This window comes from Stenotrophomonas sp. YJH_SMC_54 (assembly GCF_059368435.1).
This window is the reverse complement of the sequence record NZ_JCAFRS010000007.1, coordinates 242,466-257,713: the sequence shown is the minus strand read 5'-3', so window position 1 is coordinate 257,713 and position 15,248 is coordinate 242,466. Positions and strand designations below refer to the sequence as shown.

General features: G+C 67.0%; 16 protein-coding genes and 1 pseudogene. 8 read left to right on the top strand and 9 right to left on the bottom strand.

Translation table 11 applies throughout. The features are described from left to right. Positions 1-146 (top strand): integrase core domain-containing protein (locus AC5P5S_RS11000; RefSeq protein ID WP_143565881.1); only part of this gene is annotated, 146 nt, incomplete at its 5' end. A 129-nt stretch (positions 147-275) separates the two neighbouring features. On the opposite strand, the gene AC5P5S_RS10995 is transcribed toward AC5P5S_RS11000, so the two are convergent. Continuing rightward, on the bottom strand, positions 276-1,532 hold the full coding sequence (locus tag AC5P5S_RS10995) for an MFS transporter (RefSeq protein WP_111198172.1): 1,257 nt from the start codon (positions 1,530-1,532) through the stop codon (positions 276-278). Positions 1,533-1,656: 124 nt separating this feature from the next. Next, positions 1,657-2,283, bottom strand: a complete 627-nt coding sequence (gene lepB / locus AC5P5S_RS10990) for a signal peptidase I (RefSeq protein ID WP_231336683.1) — start codon at positions 2,281-2,283, stop codon at positions 1,657-1,659. Positions 2,284-2,458: 175 nt separating this feature from the next. Here lepB and AC5P5S_RS10985 point away from each other — a divergent pair, with 175 nt between their 5' ends. Beyond that, positions 2,459-2,860: a hypothetical protein gene (locus AC5P5S_RS10985; protein ID WP_049459209.1), complete on the top strand. Its 402-nt coding sequence runs from the start codon at positions 2,459-2,461 to the stop codon at positions 2,858-2,860. 3 nt (positions 2,861-2,863) lie between these two features. Further along, complete coding sequence (locus tag AC5P5S_RS10980) at positions 2,864-3,310, top strand: 3-dehydroquinate dehydratase (protein ID WP_004153636.1); 447 nt, start codon at positions 2,864-2,866, stop codon at positions 3,308-3,310. A gap of 375 nt (positions 3,311-3,685) precedes the next feature. Here the strand turns inward: AC5P5S_RS10980 and dcp are convergent, their stop codons facing one another. The 3 genes from dcp to arfB all read right to left on the bottom strand — a co-directional run bounded on the left by dcp (position 3,686) and on the right by arfB (position 6,992). Continuing rightward, positions 3,686-5,842 carry a peptidyl-dipeptidase Dcp gene (dcp, locus tag AC5P5S_RS10975; protein WP_012478784.1) on the bottom strand — a complete coding sequence of 719 codons (2,157 nt, stop codon included), beginning with the start codon at positions 5,840-5,842 and terminating at the stop codon, positions 3,686-3,688. 111 nt (positions 5,843-5,953) lie between these two features. Then, positions 5,954-6,556, bottom strand: coding sequence for a lysophospholipid acyltransferase family protein (locus AC5P5S_RS10970; protein WP_005407645.1), 603 nt, complete (start codon positions 6,554-6,556; stop codon positions 5,954-5,956). 4 nt (positions 6,557-6,560) lie between these two features. Beyond that, entirely contained in the window at positions 6,561-6,992 is a 432-nt protein-coding gene (gene arfB, locus AC5P5S_RS10965) for an alternative ribosome rescue aminoacyl-tRNA hydrolase ArfB (protein ID WP_005407644.1), read from the bottom strand. A gap of 133 nt (positions 6,993-7,125) precedes the next feature. Between arfB and AC5P5S_RS10960 the strand changes: the two genes are divergently transcribed. Then, positions 7,126-7,653 carry a DUF2059 domain-containing protein gene (locus AC5P5S_RS10960; RefSeq protein WP_005407643.1) on the top strand — a complete coding sequence of 176 codons (528 nt, stop codon included), beginning with the start codon at positions 7,126-7,128 and terminating at the stop codon, positions 7,651-7,653. 76 nt (positions 7,654-7,729) lie between these two features. On the opposite strand, the gene AC5P5S_RS10955 is transcribed toward AC5P5S_RS10960, so the two are convergent. Together AC5P5S_RS10955 and AC5P5S_RS10950 are read right to left on the bottom strand one after the other, a co-directional pair. Next, on the bottom strand, positions 7,730-8,470 hold the full coding sequence (locus AC5P5S_RS10955) for a pseudouridine synthase (protein WP_231336682.1): 741 nt from the start codon (positions 8,468-8,470) through the stop codon (positions 7,730-7,732). Between the two features lie 155 nt (positions 8,471-8,625). Further along, a complete protein-coding gene (locus tag AC5P5S_RS10950; protein WP_005411908.1) occupies positions 8,626-9,213 on the bottom strand; it encodes an O-methyltransferase in 588 nt (195 codons plus the stop codon). A 165-nt stretch (positions 9,214-9,378) separates the two neighbouring features. Between AC5P5S_RS10950 and AC5P5S_RS10945 the strand changes: the two genes are divergently transcribed. The 4 genes and pseudogenes from AC5P5S_RS10945 (at position 9,379) to AC5P5S_RS10930 (ending at position 12,510) form a co-directional block, all read left to right on the top strand. Beyond that, entirely contained in the window at positions 9,379-9,990 is a 612-nt protein-coding gene (locus tag AC5P5S_RS10945) for a PIG-L deacetylase family protein (protein WP_043035697.1), read from the top strand. Further along, positions 9,990-11,128: pseudogene (locus tag AC5P5S_RS10940) on the top strand (glycosyltransferase family 2 protein). The gene AC5P5S_RS10945 and the pseudogene AC5P5S_RS10940 overlap by 1 nt, the downstream one beginning before the upstream one ends. After that, the gene (locus AC5P5S_RS10935; protein ID WP_087802879.1) at positions 11,115-11,720 is read left to right on the top strand and encodes an LbetaH domain-containing protein; all 606 of its coding nucleotides are present in this window, start codon (positions 11,115-11,117) and stop codon (positions 11,718-11,720) included. The pseudogene AC5P5S_RS10940 and the gene AC5P5S_RS10935 overlap by 14 nt, the downstream one beginning before the upstream one ends. Positions 11,721-11,724: 4 nt before the next feature. Beyond that, on the top strand, positions 11,725-12,510 hold the full coding sequence (locus AC5P5S_RS10930) for a YaiO family outer membrane beta-barrel protein (protein ID WP_012478775.1): 786 nt from the start codon (positions 11,725-11,727) through the stop codon (positions 12,508-12,510). 52 nt (positions 12,511-12,562) lie between these two features. On the opposite strand, the gene ubiB is transcribed toward AC5P5S_RS10930, so the two are convergent. After that, entirely contained in the window at positions 12,563-14,218 is a 1,656-nt protein-coding gene (gene ubiB, locus AC5P5S_RS10925; protein ID WP_231336681.1) for a ubiquinone biosynthesis regulatory protein kinase UbiB, read from the bottom strand. Next, positions 14,215-14,850 carry a ubiquinone biosynthesis accessory factor UbiJ gene (locus tag AC5P5S_RS10920; RefSeq protein WP_005411902.1) on the bottom strand — a complete coding sequence of 212 codons (636 nt, stop codon included), beginning with the start codon at positions 14,848-14,850 and terminating at the stop codon, positions 14,215-14,217. Before AC5P5S_RS10920 ends, ubiB begins: the two co-directional genes overlap by 4 nt. Between the last annotated feature and the right edge of the window lie 398 nt (positions 14,851-15,248).

Genomic DNA, 15,248 nt, shown 5'->3' with positions numbered 1-15,248 from the left:
GCGAATACGCCTCCTCGGACCAGCGCAATTCCGTGCTGACCCAATGGCTGCACCACTACAACTGGCACCGCCCTCACATGGGGATCGGTGGCCAGCCACCTATTTCCAGAGTCCTGCTGAACAACGTGGTGGGTTTACACAGTTAGTCGACTATCGCGCGCAGCGCGGGGTTTTCGCGATCTGATGGAAGAGCAGTCGACTAACAGTCGACTCTACCTCGGCAAACCCGCCACGCCGTGGTTGCCGGCCAGCGGCCGGCACTGCCGTGCGTTGGGTCACGCCGTGACCGGCTGTGGCGCGCGCTGCTGCAGCGTCCAGACGATGCCACCGCCGATCAGGGTCAGCACGGCGGCGAACGCACACACGCCAAGCCAGTCCCAGGCTGCATAGGCCAGGCCACCCACACCGCCCAGCACGCTGGACCCCAGGTAGTAGGCGAACAGGTACAGCGCCGAGGCTTCCGCACGCATCGCACCGGCGCGGCTTCCAACCCAGCTGCTGGCCACGGAATGACCACCGAAGAAGCCGAAGGTCACCAGTGCGATACCCAGCGCCATCGTGCTCAGCCACGGCATCGCCAGCAGCGCGATGCCGGCGCCGATCAGCGCGAACGAGATCGACAGGATGCGGCCGCGTCCGTAGCGCGTGGCCTGCTGGCCCATCCACGCCGAACTGAAGGTACCCACCAGATAGACGCTGAAGATCAGCCCGACCACGGTCTGGCTGAGATGGTAGGGCGGCGCCAGCAGGTGATAGCCCAGGTAGTTGTAGAGGGTGACGAACACGCCCATCAGTACGAACGAGGTGGCGAACAGCCACGGCAGGCCCGGGTCGGCGAACAGCGTGCGCCAGCGCGACGGCAATTGGCGCAGGCCGCCGCGACGGGCATGGAAGTGCCGCGACGGTGGCAGCTGCAGCCACAGCAGCACGGTGCTGGCCACGGCGATGATCGAGACCACGCCGATGCCCCAGCGCCAGCCCCAATGGTCGGCGATGATGCCGGCCAGCAGGCGCCCGCTCATGCCACCGATGGCGTTGCCGCCGATGTACAGGCCCATCGCCAGGCCCAGCGCGCGGCTGTCCATTTCCTCGACCAGGTAGGTCATCGCTACCGCCGGCACGCCGCTCAGCGCCAGGCCAAGCAGGGTCCGCAGCACCAGCAGCGTGGTCCAGTCGTCCACCAGCGCGGTGCACAGCGACAGCATGGCCGACGCCAACAGCGCAACGATCATCAACGGGCGACGGCCGACCGCGTCGGACAGCAGGCCGGCCAGCAGCATCGCCACCGCCAGCGTGCCAGTGGTCAACGACAGCGACATCGCGCTGCCGGCGGCGGACACGCCGAAGTGACGGCTGAACTCGGGCAGCAGCGGCTGCACGGTGTACAGCAGGCCGAAGGTGGAGAAGCCGGCCAGGAACAGCGCCAGCGCGGTGCGGCGGAAGGCCGGGGTGCCCTGCTGGATGCGGGTGTCGGTGCCGGTATCGAGAGTGGAGGGACGGCCTTCAACGGCCGCCGCAGTTTCGCCAGTCATGGAATCGAAGGGCCGGTGGGGACGGCCGGGCGTGGGAGGGAACGGGCCTCAGACTAGGCCCGTCCATCCAGTCGATCCATAACCTGATAAGTCAGGATTGATACTCAAGAAGTATCAATTCAGCTTACAGGCGCTGCCACTCGAAACCGTCGCTGCGGCGGTAGTACACCGCCACCGCACGGCCGTAGACCTTGTCGGCATCTACGAAGCCGAAGAAGCGGCCATCGAAGCTGTTGCCACGGTGGTCACCCAGCACCAGCACCTTGCCGTCCGGCACCACCAGGTCGGCGATGTCCGGGCCGCCCCCCATGTCCAGATCGAGGCTGGCACGGCGTTCACCGAAGGCTTCCACATCCTGCAGGTCCGCAGTCTGCAGCGGCTGGCCGTTGATGGTCAGGTGCCCTTCGTGCAGCTGTACATGGTCACCGGCCACTGCGGCAACGCGCTTGATCAGGCGGGTGCCGTCGGCTGGCGAATCGAATACCGCCACTTCGCCGCGCTGCGGCGTGCCGGTGGACATCAGTTCCTTGCTGGTGAATGGCAGGCGCAGGCCGTAGGCGCGCATGTCCACCACCACCCGGTCGCCGGGCTGCAGGGTCGGCTGCATCGAACCGCTGGGCACCACGTAGTGGTTGGCGAGGGTATCGCGGGCGGCGGCGAGCAGGCCGAGCATCACCAGCAACGGCAGCGCCTCCTTCTTCAGCCAGGCCAGCGCGCGATCGGAAAAGGGAGGGCGGGCAACGGCGTCCATGGCAGGCTCCGGGTGGGTGGTAGCTGCATCAGACCACACACGGGGGGAGAGGTTCCCGGTAGTGCCGGGTTACGCAGGTTTTACGCGCGGGACCGGCCGCGGGCATCGCACCTTTACGGCCAGCGCGCGCATCGTGTGCCCACCGCGCCGCAGGGCGCATTCCGCAAGGTGTTGTATGACCCTCCTGGTGATCCGCCACGCATCTTCGTCCGCGCCGCGCCCGCAATTGCCGGCGCAGCTGAGCGGCCATCGCGTGCTGTGCAGCGACTGCGCCAGCCTGTCCGAAGTGCGCCAGTGCCTGTGCCAGCCACAGGCGCGTTCGGCCGACTGGGTGCTGCTGGATGTCGGCGTGGCCGACGAGGCGCAATGGCAGGCCGAGGGCGGTGCGCTGCAGGCGGCGCTGGAACGGCTGCCGGCGCAGTACATCGAGTTGCAGGCACCCAGCGAGCCCGGCCTGGAGGCGCGCCTGCGACTGCAGCATGGCCCGGCGGCGGTGGTCATTGACCAGCGCAGCCAGCAGGCCGGTTATCCGTTGTCGCTGGCCATCGTCGGCCGCCGCCTGGCGCAGGAGGGCTGAGCCATGTCGATCTTCATCATCCGTGGCCCGGAAGCCGCCGGTGCGCTGATCCGTACCGCCATGCCGCTGCCGGCACCGGTACTGAAGTCGTTGGTGCACCGGGCGATCGACGCCGGCACCAGCGTGGCGATACGCGCCTGCGGCTCGGAACAGGAACTGCTGGACGCCCTGCGCGTGGCCGACCACAGCCGCGGCGAGGTGACGCTGCTCGATCCGGGTGCCTGTGCCAACAGCCTGCGTCTTCAGCGCCTGCTGCCCTACCTGCACAACGCCTACGTGGAAGTACATGACGACGGCGCGGTGGCCGAGCCGTGCCTGCCGGCCGGTGTCGGCCAGCGCCTGGGCATCGCCGCCGGGTACGGTGCGCAGAGCTATGTGCTGGCGCTGGACATCGCGCTGGATCACCTGGGATTGGCCGAACAGGCCAATCGCGTGCACGTGGGGACGTGATGGCCGGGCTGTGCCCGGCACCCGGTAGTGCCGGCCGCTGGCCGGCAACCTCGACAGCAACAGCCAAAGCCGTTTTCCTGGGGGATGGCGGGGTGGGTCCGGTTGCGGGGGACGCTGCAAGTACGTGCCTGTAAGCTTGGCCGCGGCATCCATGCCGCGGACACCCCCGCAACCGGACCCACCCCGCCTTCGACAGATCTCCGCGAACTGTCGGAACAGCATGGCCTGCTTCTGGTGGGTGTCGACCTTGGTCGATGCATGGATCCACGCCATGCGTGGATGAGCGGCAAACTGCGGAATCTGTCGATGGTATCGATTCAACGAAAAACGGCGGGGTTTCCTCCGCCGTTATTTCTTTCGTACTTCAGGTCGCGCTTATTTCAGTCCGCGGAACTTCAGCAGCGGTTCCACCGACGGGTCCTTGCCGCGGAAATCGCGGTACAGGGTCGACAGCTCCACGCTGTTGCCGCGCGAGAGGATCTTGTCGCGGAATTCCTGGCCATTGGCGGCGGTCAGGCCACCGTGTTCGGTGAACCACTGGTAGGCGTCATGATCCAGCACTTCGGCCCAGAAGTAGGCGTAGTAGCCGGCCGAGTAACCGCCACCCCAGATGTGGTCGAAGTAGGTGGTGCGGTAACGCGGCGGCACCTGCGGCAGGTCGACCTTGAACTTCTTCAGCGCGCTGGCTTCAAAGGCGCCGACGTCCTGCAGCGGCGCGTCGGCCTTCTGCGTGTGCCAGGCCAGGTCCAGCAGTGCGGCCGACAGGTACTCGGTGGTCGCATAGCCCTGGTTGAAGCTGCGTGCCTTGAGGATCTTGTCGACCAGCTCCTGCGGCATCGCCTCGCCGGTCTTGTAGTGCTTGGCGTAGTTGGCGAACACCTTCGGGTCCAGCGCCCAGTGCTCGTTGAACTGCGACGGGAACTCGACGAAGTCGCGCGAGGTGGCGGTGCCGGCAATCGACGGATACTTCACGTTCGAGAACATGCCATGCAGTGCATGGCCGAACTCATGGAACATGGTGGTGACGTCGTCGAAGCTGATCAGCGCAGGCTGGCCGGCGGCCGGCTTGGTGAAGTTGCAGACGTTGTAGACCACCGGCTTGGCGCCGGTCAGGCCGTCCTGCTCGACGAACACGTCCATCCAGGCGCCGCCAGACTTGCTGTCACGCTTGAAGTAGTCGGTGTAGAACAGGGCCAGCGAGGTGCCGTCCTTGTCGAACACTTCGTACACCTTCATGTCCGGGTTGTAGGTCGGAATGTCGGTACGCGGCTTGAAGGTGATGCCGTACAGCTGGGTGGCGGCGTAGAAGACGCCGTTCTGCAGCACGTTGTCCAGTTCGAAGTACGGCTTGATCTGCGACTCGTCCAGATCGTACTTGGCCTTGCGCACCTGCTCGGCGTAGAAATCCCAGTCCGAGGCGGCGACCTGGAAGCCGCCCTTCTGCGCGTCGATCACCTTCTGGATCTCGCCGGCTTCGGCGCGCGCCTTGGCGGTAGCGGCCGGCACGGTGTCGGTCAGCAGCTTCAGCGCGGCAGCCGGGGTCTTGGCCATCTGGTCGCCCAGCTGGTAGTCGGCGAAGGTGTCGAAGCCAAGCAGCTTGGCCTTCTGCGCACGCAGCTGGGCCAGGCGCTGCACGGTCTGCCGGGTGTCGTTGGCATCGCCACGCTCGGCGCGGGTTTCCGAAGCCTTCAGCACGGCGGCACGCTGGTCGCGGTCACTCAGCGAGCCGAGCACCGGCTGCTGGGTGGTGTTCTGCAGCGGCAGCAGGAACTTGCCATCCAGCTTGCGCTCCTTCGCTGCGTTGGCGGCGTTGTTGATCGCATCCTCGTCCAGGCCGGCCAGCTTGGCCTTGTCGTCAACGACAACGGCCGCAGCGGCGGTAGCGGCCACCAGGCGGGTGTGGAACTGGGTGGAAAGGGTGGTTTCTTCCACGTTGAGCTTGCGCAGCGATGCCTTGTCGGCGTCGGACAGCTGTGCACCGGCGCGCACCAGGCCATCGTAGTAGTGCTCGACCAGGCGCTTCTGCACCGGATCCAGTTCAAGGGTGTCGCGCTGGTCATAGATCGACTTCACGCGCGCGAACAGCTTCGGGTCGAGGTTGATCTCGTCCTGGTGCGCAGCCAGCTTCGGCGCCACTTCTTCCTGGATCTTCTGGCGCGCATCGTTGGTATCGGCCTGGACCAGGCCGAAGAAGATGCGCGACACGCGGGTCAGGGTCTCGCCGCTGCGCTCCATCGCCACGATGGTGTTGTCGAAGGTGGCCGGCTCGCTGCTGTCGGCGATCTTGCGAACGTCGGCCAGGTGCTGGCGCATGCCTTCTTCGAAGGCCGGCAGGTAGTCGCTGTCCTTGATCTTGTCGAACTGCGGCGCCTGGAACGGCAGCGTGCTGGCGCTCAGCAGCGGATTGGTGGAGGCTTCGGCCGGCTGCTGGGCCGGGGCTTTCTGGGCATCGGACACGGGGGTGGACTCCTTGCCGGAACAGGCCGCCAGCGCCAGGCTGATGGCGGCGGCCAGGACTACGGTACGCGACATGTAAAACGCTCCTTGGGCAGACGGTATGGAATACCAGCCCTCCACCCTACTCCTGTCGCGCTCGCCCGGCATGTGCCGGACGTGGCGTCTATGCGACGGCCTGCGGCCGGCTCAGACCGTGCCGCGGGTCTTGCCGATCCACGGCCGGTAGAACTCGCGGATGGCGGCCATGTCGGCAGCATCGTCTCCGGTCGGCTGGAACAGCGGGCCGATGCCGATGGTCTTTTCCGGGTAATGGAAATAGGCGGCCAGGATCGGCACGTCGGCCATCCGGGCGATCTTCAGGAAGCCGGCCTTCCACTCCTTCACCGCCTTTCGGGTGCCCTCGGGGGTGATGGCGAACCACATCTTCTCGTTGTTGCGCAGCAGGTCCACCGCCTGGCCCACCGTGCCCTGCGGCGAGCTGCGGTCCAGCGGGATCACGCCCAGCTTGTGCAGCAGCGGCCCCAGCGGCCACCAGAACAGCGAGGCCTTGCCCAGCACCTTCACCTTCATGCCCAGCGCGATCTTGGCCGCCATGCCCCACAGGCCGTCCCAGTTGGACGAATGCGGCGCGATGATGAACACCAGGCGCGGGATGTCAGGCAGGGTGCCGGTCACCTTCCAGCCGCCCATGCGCAGGGTGCAGCGCGCCAGCCAGCGCAGGAAGGCGTTGGGTTTGACCTGTGGCATCTGCGGCGGCACGGCCGGCAGCAGCGGAGTCGGGTTGTTCAAGCAATCACTCCCAGTCACGTGATGAGCGCCCGCGCTTGATCTGCGCGCGCCCGCGTTTGGCGTCCAGACGACGCAGTTTCGACCCGAGGGTCGGCTTGGTGGCCTTGCGCGGTTTGGGCACGCTCAGCCCGGCCTGGATGAAGGCCGCCAGCCGCTCGCGCGCATCCTCGCGATTGCGATCCTGGGTGCGGAAACGTTGCGCGTCGATGACCAGCACGCCTTCGCCGGTCATGCGCCGGTCACGCCGCGCCAGCAGGCGCGTGCGCAACGGTTCGGGCAACGATGGCGAGTTGGCCACGTCGAAACGCAGTTCCACCGCAGTGGAGACCTTGTTGACGTTCTGGCCACCGGCACCGCTGGCACGCACGAACCGCTCGACGATCTCGCCGTCGGGGATTTCAAGCTGCGCGTTGATGGTGACCGGTCCACTGCCCATCCGCGCATTGTAGCGGCAGCCACGTGTCGGAGTGCGCATCGCGCGCCGTATGCCGCCGATCAGGTACCGAACACGCCGCCTTCGCCTTGGCTGCGGGTATGCTGGCCGTCCCATGTACCGCAGGAAGCTTCGCATGACCCGCTCCGCACCCGCCCTGCCCTCCCTGCTGCGCCGCGCCGCCCTGCTGCTGGCGCTGGCCGTGGCCAGTGTCCCCGCCCTGGCCGCGCCGCCGACCGATGGCGACATCAACCGCCTGCTGTCCGCGTCACGTGCGCAGAGCATGATCGACACCATGCTGCCGCAGATCGAGGCGATGCAGCAGCAGCAGTTCCAGCAGGTGGCCGCACAGCGCCAGCTCAATGCCCAGCAGCAGGAGCAGCTGAAGCGGATCCAGGCACGGACCAGCCAGACCCTGCGCCAGGCACTGTCCTGGCAGCAGCTGCGGCCGATGTACGTGGACCTGTACAAGAAGACTTTCAGCAAGGAAGACGTGCTGGCGATGGCCGAGTTCTACGAGAGCGCGGCCGGCCAGAGCCTGCTGGACAAGACCCCGGCCCTGATGCAGAACGTGATGGTGGCGATCCAGGCGCGCATGCAGCCGCTGTTCGCGGACCTGCAGAAGGACCTGGAAGCGATCGTCAACGAGCCGGAAAAGAAGTGAGGTCGTGCCGGCCGCTGGCCGGCAACCTCGTACGGTTGGGATCAGGCAGATGCCGGCCAGCGGCCGGCACTACCGTCTATAGGTCCACCTGCCAGCCGAACAGGTCCAGCGCCTTCTGGAACTCACGATCCAGCGGCGCACGCACATCCACCGTGCCACCGTCCGGATGCGGGAACCGCAGGCGCTCGGCGTGCAGCAGCATGCGGTGCACGCCCTGCATGCGGAAGATGCGGTTGTGGCGGCCATCACCATGGCTGGTGTCGCCGATCATGTGATGCGACAGGTGCTTGAGGTGCCGGCGGATCTGCCGGAAGCGCCCGGTCTGTGGCTGGCAGCGCAGCAACGCATAACGCGAGCGGGTGAACTCGCCGACCGGCACCGACAACTCGCCGGTGGCCAGGCGCTGGAAGTCGGTGACCGCCGGCTTTTTCACCGGTTTGCCCGGGCCGCCGTCCAGATCATGATCGACCTGCCAGGCGAGTTCGGCCGGCCAGCCCCGGCAGACGGTCAGGTAGTCCTTCAGCACCTCGCCACCCATCAGCGCCTTGCCCAGCGCACTGGCGGTCTCGCGGTCAAAGGCCAGCAGCAGGCAGCCGCTGGTGGCCCGGTCCAGGCGATGCACGAGGAAGATCGGGCGGCCCAGCTGCTCGCGCAGGCGGTCGGCCAGGAAGTCGTCTTCGCCACGGGCCAGCTTGCTGTCGTGGACCATCAGCCCGGCAGGCTTGTTGACCACGGCCAGGCGCTCATCCAGGTGCAGCAGCTGCAGGGGCACGGTTTCAGTCTCGACCGCGGCGAGGGTATCGGGTTCGGTGCTCACGGCGGGATTATCGAGGCTGGGCACTGAATGCGGTAGAGCTGGCCGCTGGCCGGCTGCCTGCGGATCGTCTGGCTGTTGGGGTTGCCGGCCAGCGGCCGGCACTACCAGATCAGGCGCGACCGGCACTACCGGATCAGGCGCGGGCAGCACGGCGGTCAGGCGTTGCGTACGGCCAGCAGCTCGCCGTTGCCCACCGGCACCAGGCTGGTGCTGAAGTTCGCGTCAGACTCCAGCAGCGTCCGCAGCGGTTCCATCTCTCCCGCATGCGAGGTGGCGTTGTCCACCACCAGCAGGCCGCCCGGGCGCAGCACGCGGCGCAGCTGCGGCCACCAGCCGGCGTATTGCCCGCGGTCCGAATCGAGGAACAGCAGGTCAATGCTGGCATCGGCGGCCTCTGCCAGCCACGGCCCGGCATCGTCGTGGACCAGCGTGATGCGATCGGCCAGGCCACTGCGCGCGAAGGTGTCACGCGCCATCGCCGCCTTGTCCTCGGCGTATTCCAGCGTGGTCACGTGGCCGTCGATGGCGGCGGCAGCCTCGGCCAGCCACAGCGTCGAATAGCCGTTGGAGGTGCCGATCTCCAGTACGCGGCGCGCAGTGCCGAAGCGCACCAGCACCGCGAGGAATTCGCCCGTATCTGGCGTGATGTTGAGCATGCGGCGGCCGCGTTCGACTTCACGGGCGTCGTTTTCGGCACCGAAGTGGGCCAGTTCGTTCTTCAGTTCCGACAGTTCCAGGGCCATTTTCCGCTGAGCTCGCCATGACGCAGCGTCCATTCTTACCCGAATCCCGGAATTTCGTATGAATCCTAGAGCCGCTGCATTTTCACGCTGAGATAGTTCCCGCCTCCTTCGCGCGGGGACAGCATGCCTGGCCGCCGCGCACCCGGCTTCCGCTAGGACACGGCCATGACATTGAACATTCTGGCAATCGGTGCCCATCCAGATGACATCGAACTCGGTTGCGGTGGCAGCCTGGCAAAGCTCGCCCGCGCCGGCTCACGCATCCATGCACTGGTACTCAGCCGCGGCGGCCGGGGCTGCCACGCCGGCATCGATCGCAGCGATGAATCGCATCGCGCCCTGCGCCGGCTCGGGGTGGCCGAGGTGATCCAGCAGGATTTCCCGGACACGCGATTCCCCGCCTGCCGCAACGACATCATTGCGTCGATCGAACAGGTCTGCACGCTGATCGAACCAGGCCGCATCTACACGATGTGTGGTGAGGATCATCACCAGGACCATCGCACCGTTCACGAAGCGTCGATCATCGCCTGCCGCCACATTCCGCAGATCCTCTGCTATGAGAGTCCCAGCACCCTGCCGCAGTTCGCGCCGCAGGTGTTCGAGGACATCAGCGCGCAGCTGGAGCTGAAGATCCACGCGCTGCGCGAGCATGCCAGCCAGGGCGATCGCCACTACATGCAGGAAAGCCACCTCCGCTGCCATGCGCAGTTCCGTGGCCAGCAGATCGGCATCGGTCCCAGCGAGGGCTTCCTGCCCTACCGTCTGGTGCTTTGATGAAGACGCTGTTGTTCCTGGCCATGTGCGCTTTCATCCTGGTACGAATCTGCGTGCAGGCCTCGCGCCGGCCCAGCACCCGCCTGTACAGCATCGACGCGATCGTGCCGGCCTACAACGAAGCCCCATGCCTGGAGCGCTCGCTGGCCAGCCTGCTGGAAAACCCGTACGTGGCGCGGGTGATCTGTGTCAACGATGGTTCCACCGACAACACGGCTCAGGTGCTTGATGCGCTGCAGGCGCGCTGGCCCGGGCGCCTGGTGGCCGTGCACCAGGCCAACACCGGCAAGGGGGGGCGCTGATGCACGGGCTGCAGCACGCAACCGCCGAGCAGGTGTTCCTGACCGATGCAGATACCCATATCGATCCGCGCAGCCATGGCCTGGGTTATCTGCTGGCCGAGATCGAGCGCGGCGCCGATGCGGTTGGCGGGGTCCCCTCGTCCAGCCTGCAGGGCGCCGGCTTCCTCCCCCATGTGCGCGCCAGCCTGAAACTGCCGATGATCGTGATCAAGCGCAGCTTCCAGCAATGGCTGGGCGGCGCACCGTTCATCGTTTCCGGCTCGTGTGGCCTGTTCCGTACTTCGGTGCTGCGCAAGGTCGGATTTTCCGATCGCACCCGCGTGGAAGACCTCGACATGTCCTGGTCGCTGGTTGCGCAGGGCTATCGGGTTCGCCAGAGCATCCGCTGCGTGGTCTACCCGCAGGAATGCAACACGCTGGTGGAGGAATGGCGGCGCTGGCGACGCTGGATCGTCGGCTATGCGGTGTGCATGCGCCTGCATCGCCGCCTGCTGCTGACACGCTTCGGCATTTTCAGCATCCTGCCGATGATGCTGCTCGCCCTGGCCGGCATCATGCTGTCGCTGCAGGTATGGTTCGGCGCGGCCCGGCTGCACGGACCGGGTGGCCTTGCCCTGTCGGTGATGCCGCTGTTCTGGACCGGCATCGTCATGCTGCTGGCAGTGATCAGTGCCATCCACCACCGACGCGCGTGGCTGGTGCCGGCGGCGGCCTTCTCGATGCTGTATGTACTGCTCGCCTATGCGATCTGGCTGTTTCATGGCCTGGCGGGGCTGTTCACCGGCCGCGAACCCGTGCGCGACAAGCCGACGAGGTACCCGCATGTGGTGGAATGACCTCGCCGCGATGGCCGAGGCACTGTCGACACTTGCGCCCCACACTGATCCCGACGCGGGGGTCTCGCCACGGGCCACCCTGCAGGGCGCCGTACGGATCGGTGCCGGCAGTCGCATCTGCGACGGCGCCCATGTCCAGGGTCCGGTGTCGATCGGCCGCGACTGCCTGATCGGCAACAACGCACTGCTGCGCGGCCCGCTGTGCATCGGTGACGGCACGCGTATCGGCTTTGCCAGCGAACTGAAGAACGCACGGTTGGGCAACCAGGTCAGCATCGGCCCGCAGTGCTTCATCGCCGACAGCCGCATCGATGACCGGGTCTACCTCGGCGCCCTGGTGCGTACCAGCAACCATCGCCTGGATGGGGCAACGGTCACCGTCCACATCGGCGACACCGTCATCGACAGCCAGCGCGACAAGCTCGGCGCCTGGATCGGCGAAGGTGCCGCGCTGGGCGTCGGCGTGATCATCCTGCCCGGCCGCATCGTCGCGCCGGGAAGCCAGTTCGGGCCGCGCATCACCGTGGAACGAAACCTGCCGCCCGGCCGCTACCGGCTGCTGCAGTCATTGCATTCCCAACCCCTGGAGTAACCCCATGCGATTGATCATCCGTGGCGCACTGCCATGCGCCCTGCTGCTGGCTGTCTGCAGCGCCCACGCCGGCGTCGACCGTGTCACGGTGCAGCTGGACCATGCCGACTACAGCGATGGCTTCGGCAAGCGCGACGTACAGACCGTGGACGTGGCCGGACGCAGTGGCGGCAGCCGCTGGCACCTGGGGTTGGCCCATGGCGAGCGTGACTACGGCAGCAGGCGATTCAGCGGCAACCGCATGCAGGGCTCGCTGCACCATCGCTGGAGCCCGCGCCTGTCCACCCGCACCGCTGTCACGGCATCCAACGATGATCCGGTGTTCGTCAACCGCCAGGTCAACCAGGACATCCAGTGGAAAGTGACACCGCAGACCGTACTGAGCGTGGGCGGCAAATACGCCCAGTACCATGCCGGCGCCCATGTGAGCGGCTGGTCGGTGGGTGCCTCGCATTACTTTCCGCGCGTGACTGCCTCACTGCGCCACGAGCGGCACCGCCAGTCCAATGGACCGGATGGGCATGGCACCACACTGTCGCTGCGGCTGAAGGATGGGCAAGGCCGTGGTTCGACCCAGCTGTGGCTGGGCAGCGGCACGTCCGGCTATACCGCCGAGTCCGATCCGCTGCTGCTGCGCGAGCACGATGCACGGCGTGCCTTCCTGCGCCGCAGCCAGCCATTGGGTGAGCATCTGGTGCTGGACGTGGGTATCGGCAAGACCTGGCACAGGACGCGCCTGGACAGCTTCCAGAGTGTGCAATCGCACCTGGGCCTGGGCTACCACTGGTGAGCCTGTAATTGATCGGCGGCGTACCCTGCCGCCGATCTTCAATCTGCCGGGGTCAGCGCCACCACGCGCGCGCCAGCGCCACCACGCCGACCGCACCGGACAGCCAGCTCCACGCCGGCACGTCGCCCCAGTACCAGCCCGGCGGCTGCAGCATATACATCAGTGCAGCGATGGCGAGCAGGCCCACACCGGTGATCGCGCCCACGGCGCGCTTCTGCAGGCGCTGCAGGCTGGCGTCGAGCGCGACCAGATCGCGCGAACGCATCGCCAGTTCGTGGCGGCCTTCCACCTGCTGGGTCAGCCAGGCGTGCACCAGCCGCGGCATGTCCGGCGCATGGGTCATGATTTCCGGCAGGCGCTTGCCCAGCTCGCGCACCACCCGGCGCGGGCTGTAGCGCTCGCGCAGGATCTTCGCCAGCACCGGCTTGGCCACCGCCCAGATGTCGATCTGCGGGTCGAGCTGGCGGCCGACGCCCTCGATGTTCAGCAGGGTCTTCTGCAGCAGGATCAGCTGCGGCTGCAGCGTCAGCTGGTAGCGCTGCGCCACCCGGAACAGCTTCATCAGCACTTCGGCCAGCGAGATCTGCGACAGCGGACGGGTGAAGTACGGCTCGCACACTGAACGCACGGCCGCTTCCAGATCGTCGATGCGTACGTGGTCGGGCATCCAGCGTGCCTGCACGTGCAGTTCGGCGATGCGGCGGTAATCGCGGTTGAAGATGGCCATGAAGTTCTCGGCCAGGTAGTACTGATCTTCCTGCGAGAGCTGGCCCATGATGCCGAAGTCCAGCGCGATGAAGCGCGGATTGGCACGGCGCGCCGGATCGGTGTCGACCCAGATGTTGCCGGCGTGCGCATCGGCGTGGAAGAAGTTGTCGCGGAACACCTGGGTATAGAACACCCGCACGCCCTTGGCGGCCAGCGCCTTGCGGTCGATGCCGGCCTTGTCCAGTGCAGCGATGTCATCGGACGGAATGCCCCAAACGCGCTCCAGGGTCAGCGCGCGCTCGGCGGTATGGCTCCAGATCACTTCCGGCACGTACAGGTCGTCGCTGTTTTCCCAGAAGCGGCGCAGCACGCTGGCATTGGCGCCTTCGCGCTGCAGGTCCAGCTCGGCGGCCAGGGTGTTCTCGACCTCGGCCACCACTTCGCGCGGCCGGATCTTGTCGGCGCGCGGATGGGTGCGCTCGACCAGGGCGGCCAGCGAATTGAGCAGGGCAATATCCGCGTCGATCTGCTTCTCGATGCCCGGTCGAAGTACCTTGACCACCACCTGGCGACCATCGGCCAGCGTGGCTGCGTGCACCTGCGCGATCGAGGCCGAAGCCAGCGGTTCGGTGTCGAAGCTGGCGAAGGCCTCGCTGACCGGCAGGCCGAGCGCGTCCTCGACGATGCGGCGCGCGGTCTCACCATCGAACGGCTTGACCCGGTCCTGCAGCAGGGTCAGTTCGTTGGCCACGTCCGGCGGCACCAGGTCGCGGCGGGTGGACAGGATCTGGCCGAACTTGACGAAGATCGGGCCGAGGTCCTGCAGCGCCAGGCGCAGGCGCGCACCGCGCGACTGCGAGGCGATGCTGGCCGAGGCGCGCGGCACGAACGGCTTGGCCAGGCGCAGCCAGCGCTCGGCCGGCGTGCCCTGCAGCAGGTCGTCGAGGCGGTAACGCAGGATCACCCGGCCAATGCGGCTGGCCCGCAGCACGGCCTTCATGCGGCACCCCGCAGGCGCTGCACGCGTGCACCAAGGCGCTCCACGTCATCGCGCAGCACATCCACGTCGTCGTGGAAGGCATCCAGCTCGGCGCGCGGCACCACATCGCGCGACTCCTCGGTGATGAACTCAGCGGCGCTGTGGGCCAGATCGATCGCCCCCTGGCGCGCGTGCTGCAGGGCGCTGCGCAGGGTGTTGGCGACCTGCACGCCCAGTACTTCGCCGAATACGCTGACGAAAGGCTGCTGCCAGTCCGGATCGAAGCCCTTGGCCAGCTGCTGCAGGCGGCGCGCCAGCTCGGCATCGCCGGCCACGCGCACACGGCCCTTGCCGTTGTTGTCGCCGCGTCGTGCGTTGGCCAGCAGTGGCAGCTGCGCCAGCACGCCGGCCAGGCTGCTGCGCACGGCCAGGTCGGCTTCCTGCGCATCCACCGGGCCGACCCGCAGCTGGTCGCCGTCGACGCTGATGCGCATGGCCAGCGACGGCGCTTCCAGGGTCAGGTCGATATGCCGGCCGTCGAGGCTGGCCAATGCATGGCGGGTATCCGGATCCAGCGCCAGCGCGCGGTTCAGGGCGATCTGCAGGGCGCGGCCAGCGACCGGCTTGAGGGACTTGAGCAGGGAGAGAGCCATGTGCGCATTCTACCTGCGTGGGTGGGGGGCTTGGGCCGGGCTGCCGGGCTGCCGCCCGGCACCCGTGGTAGTGCCGGCCGCTGGCCGGCAAGATCAACATCAAAAGCTGGCTATCCGTGGGATGGCGGGGTGGGTCCGGTTGCGGGGGACGCTGCAAGTACGTCCATGTAAGCTCGGTCGCCGCATCCATGCGGCTCACGCCCCCACAACCGGACCCACCCCGCCTTCGACAGTTTCCTGTCGTCCGTGGGGTCGGATCCCGTTGTAGCGCAACGGGCTCCGACCCCTGTTGATGGGCCATGAGGACGGTAGATCCACGCCATGCGTGGATGGATTTGTGGTTCATCTGTGCCTCACGCGGAGGGCCGATGAAGGTTCATGCTATGGGGCCACGCAAC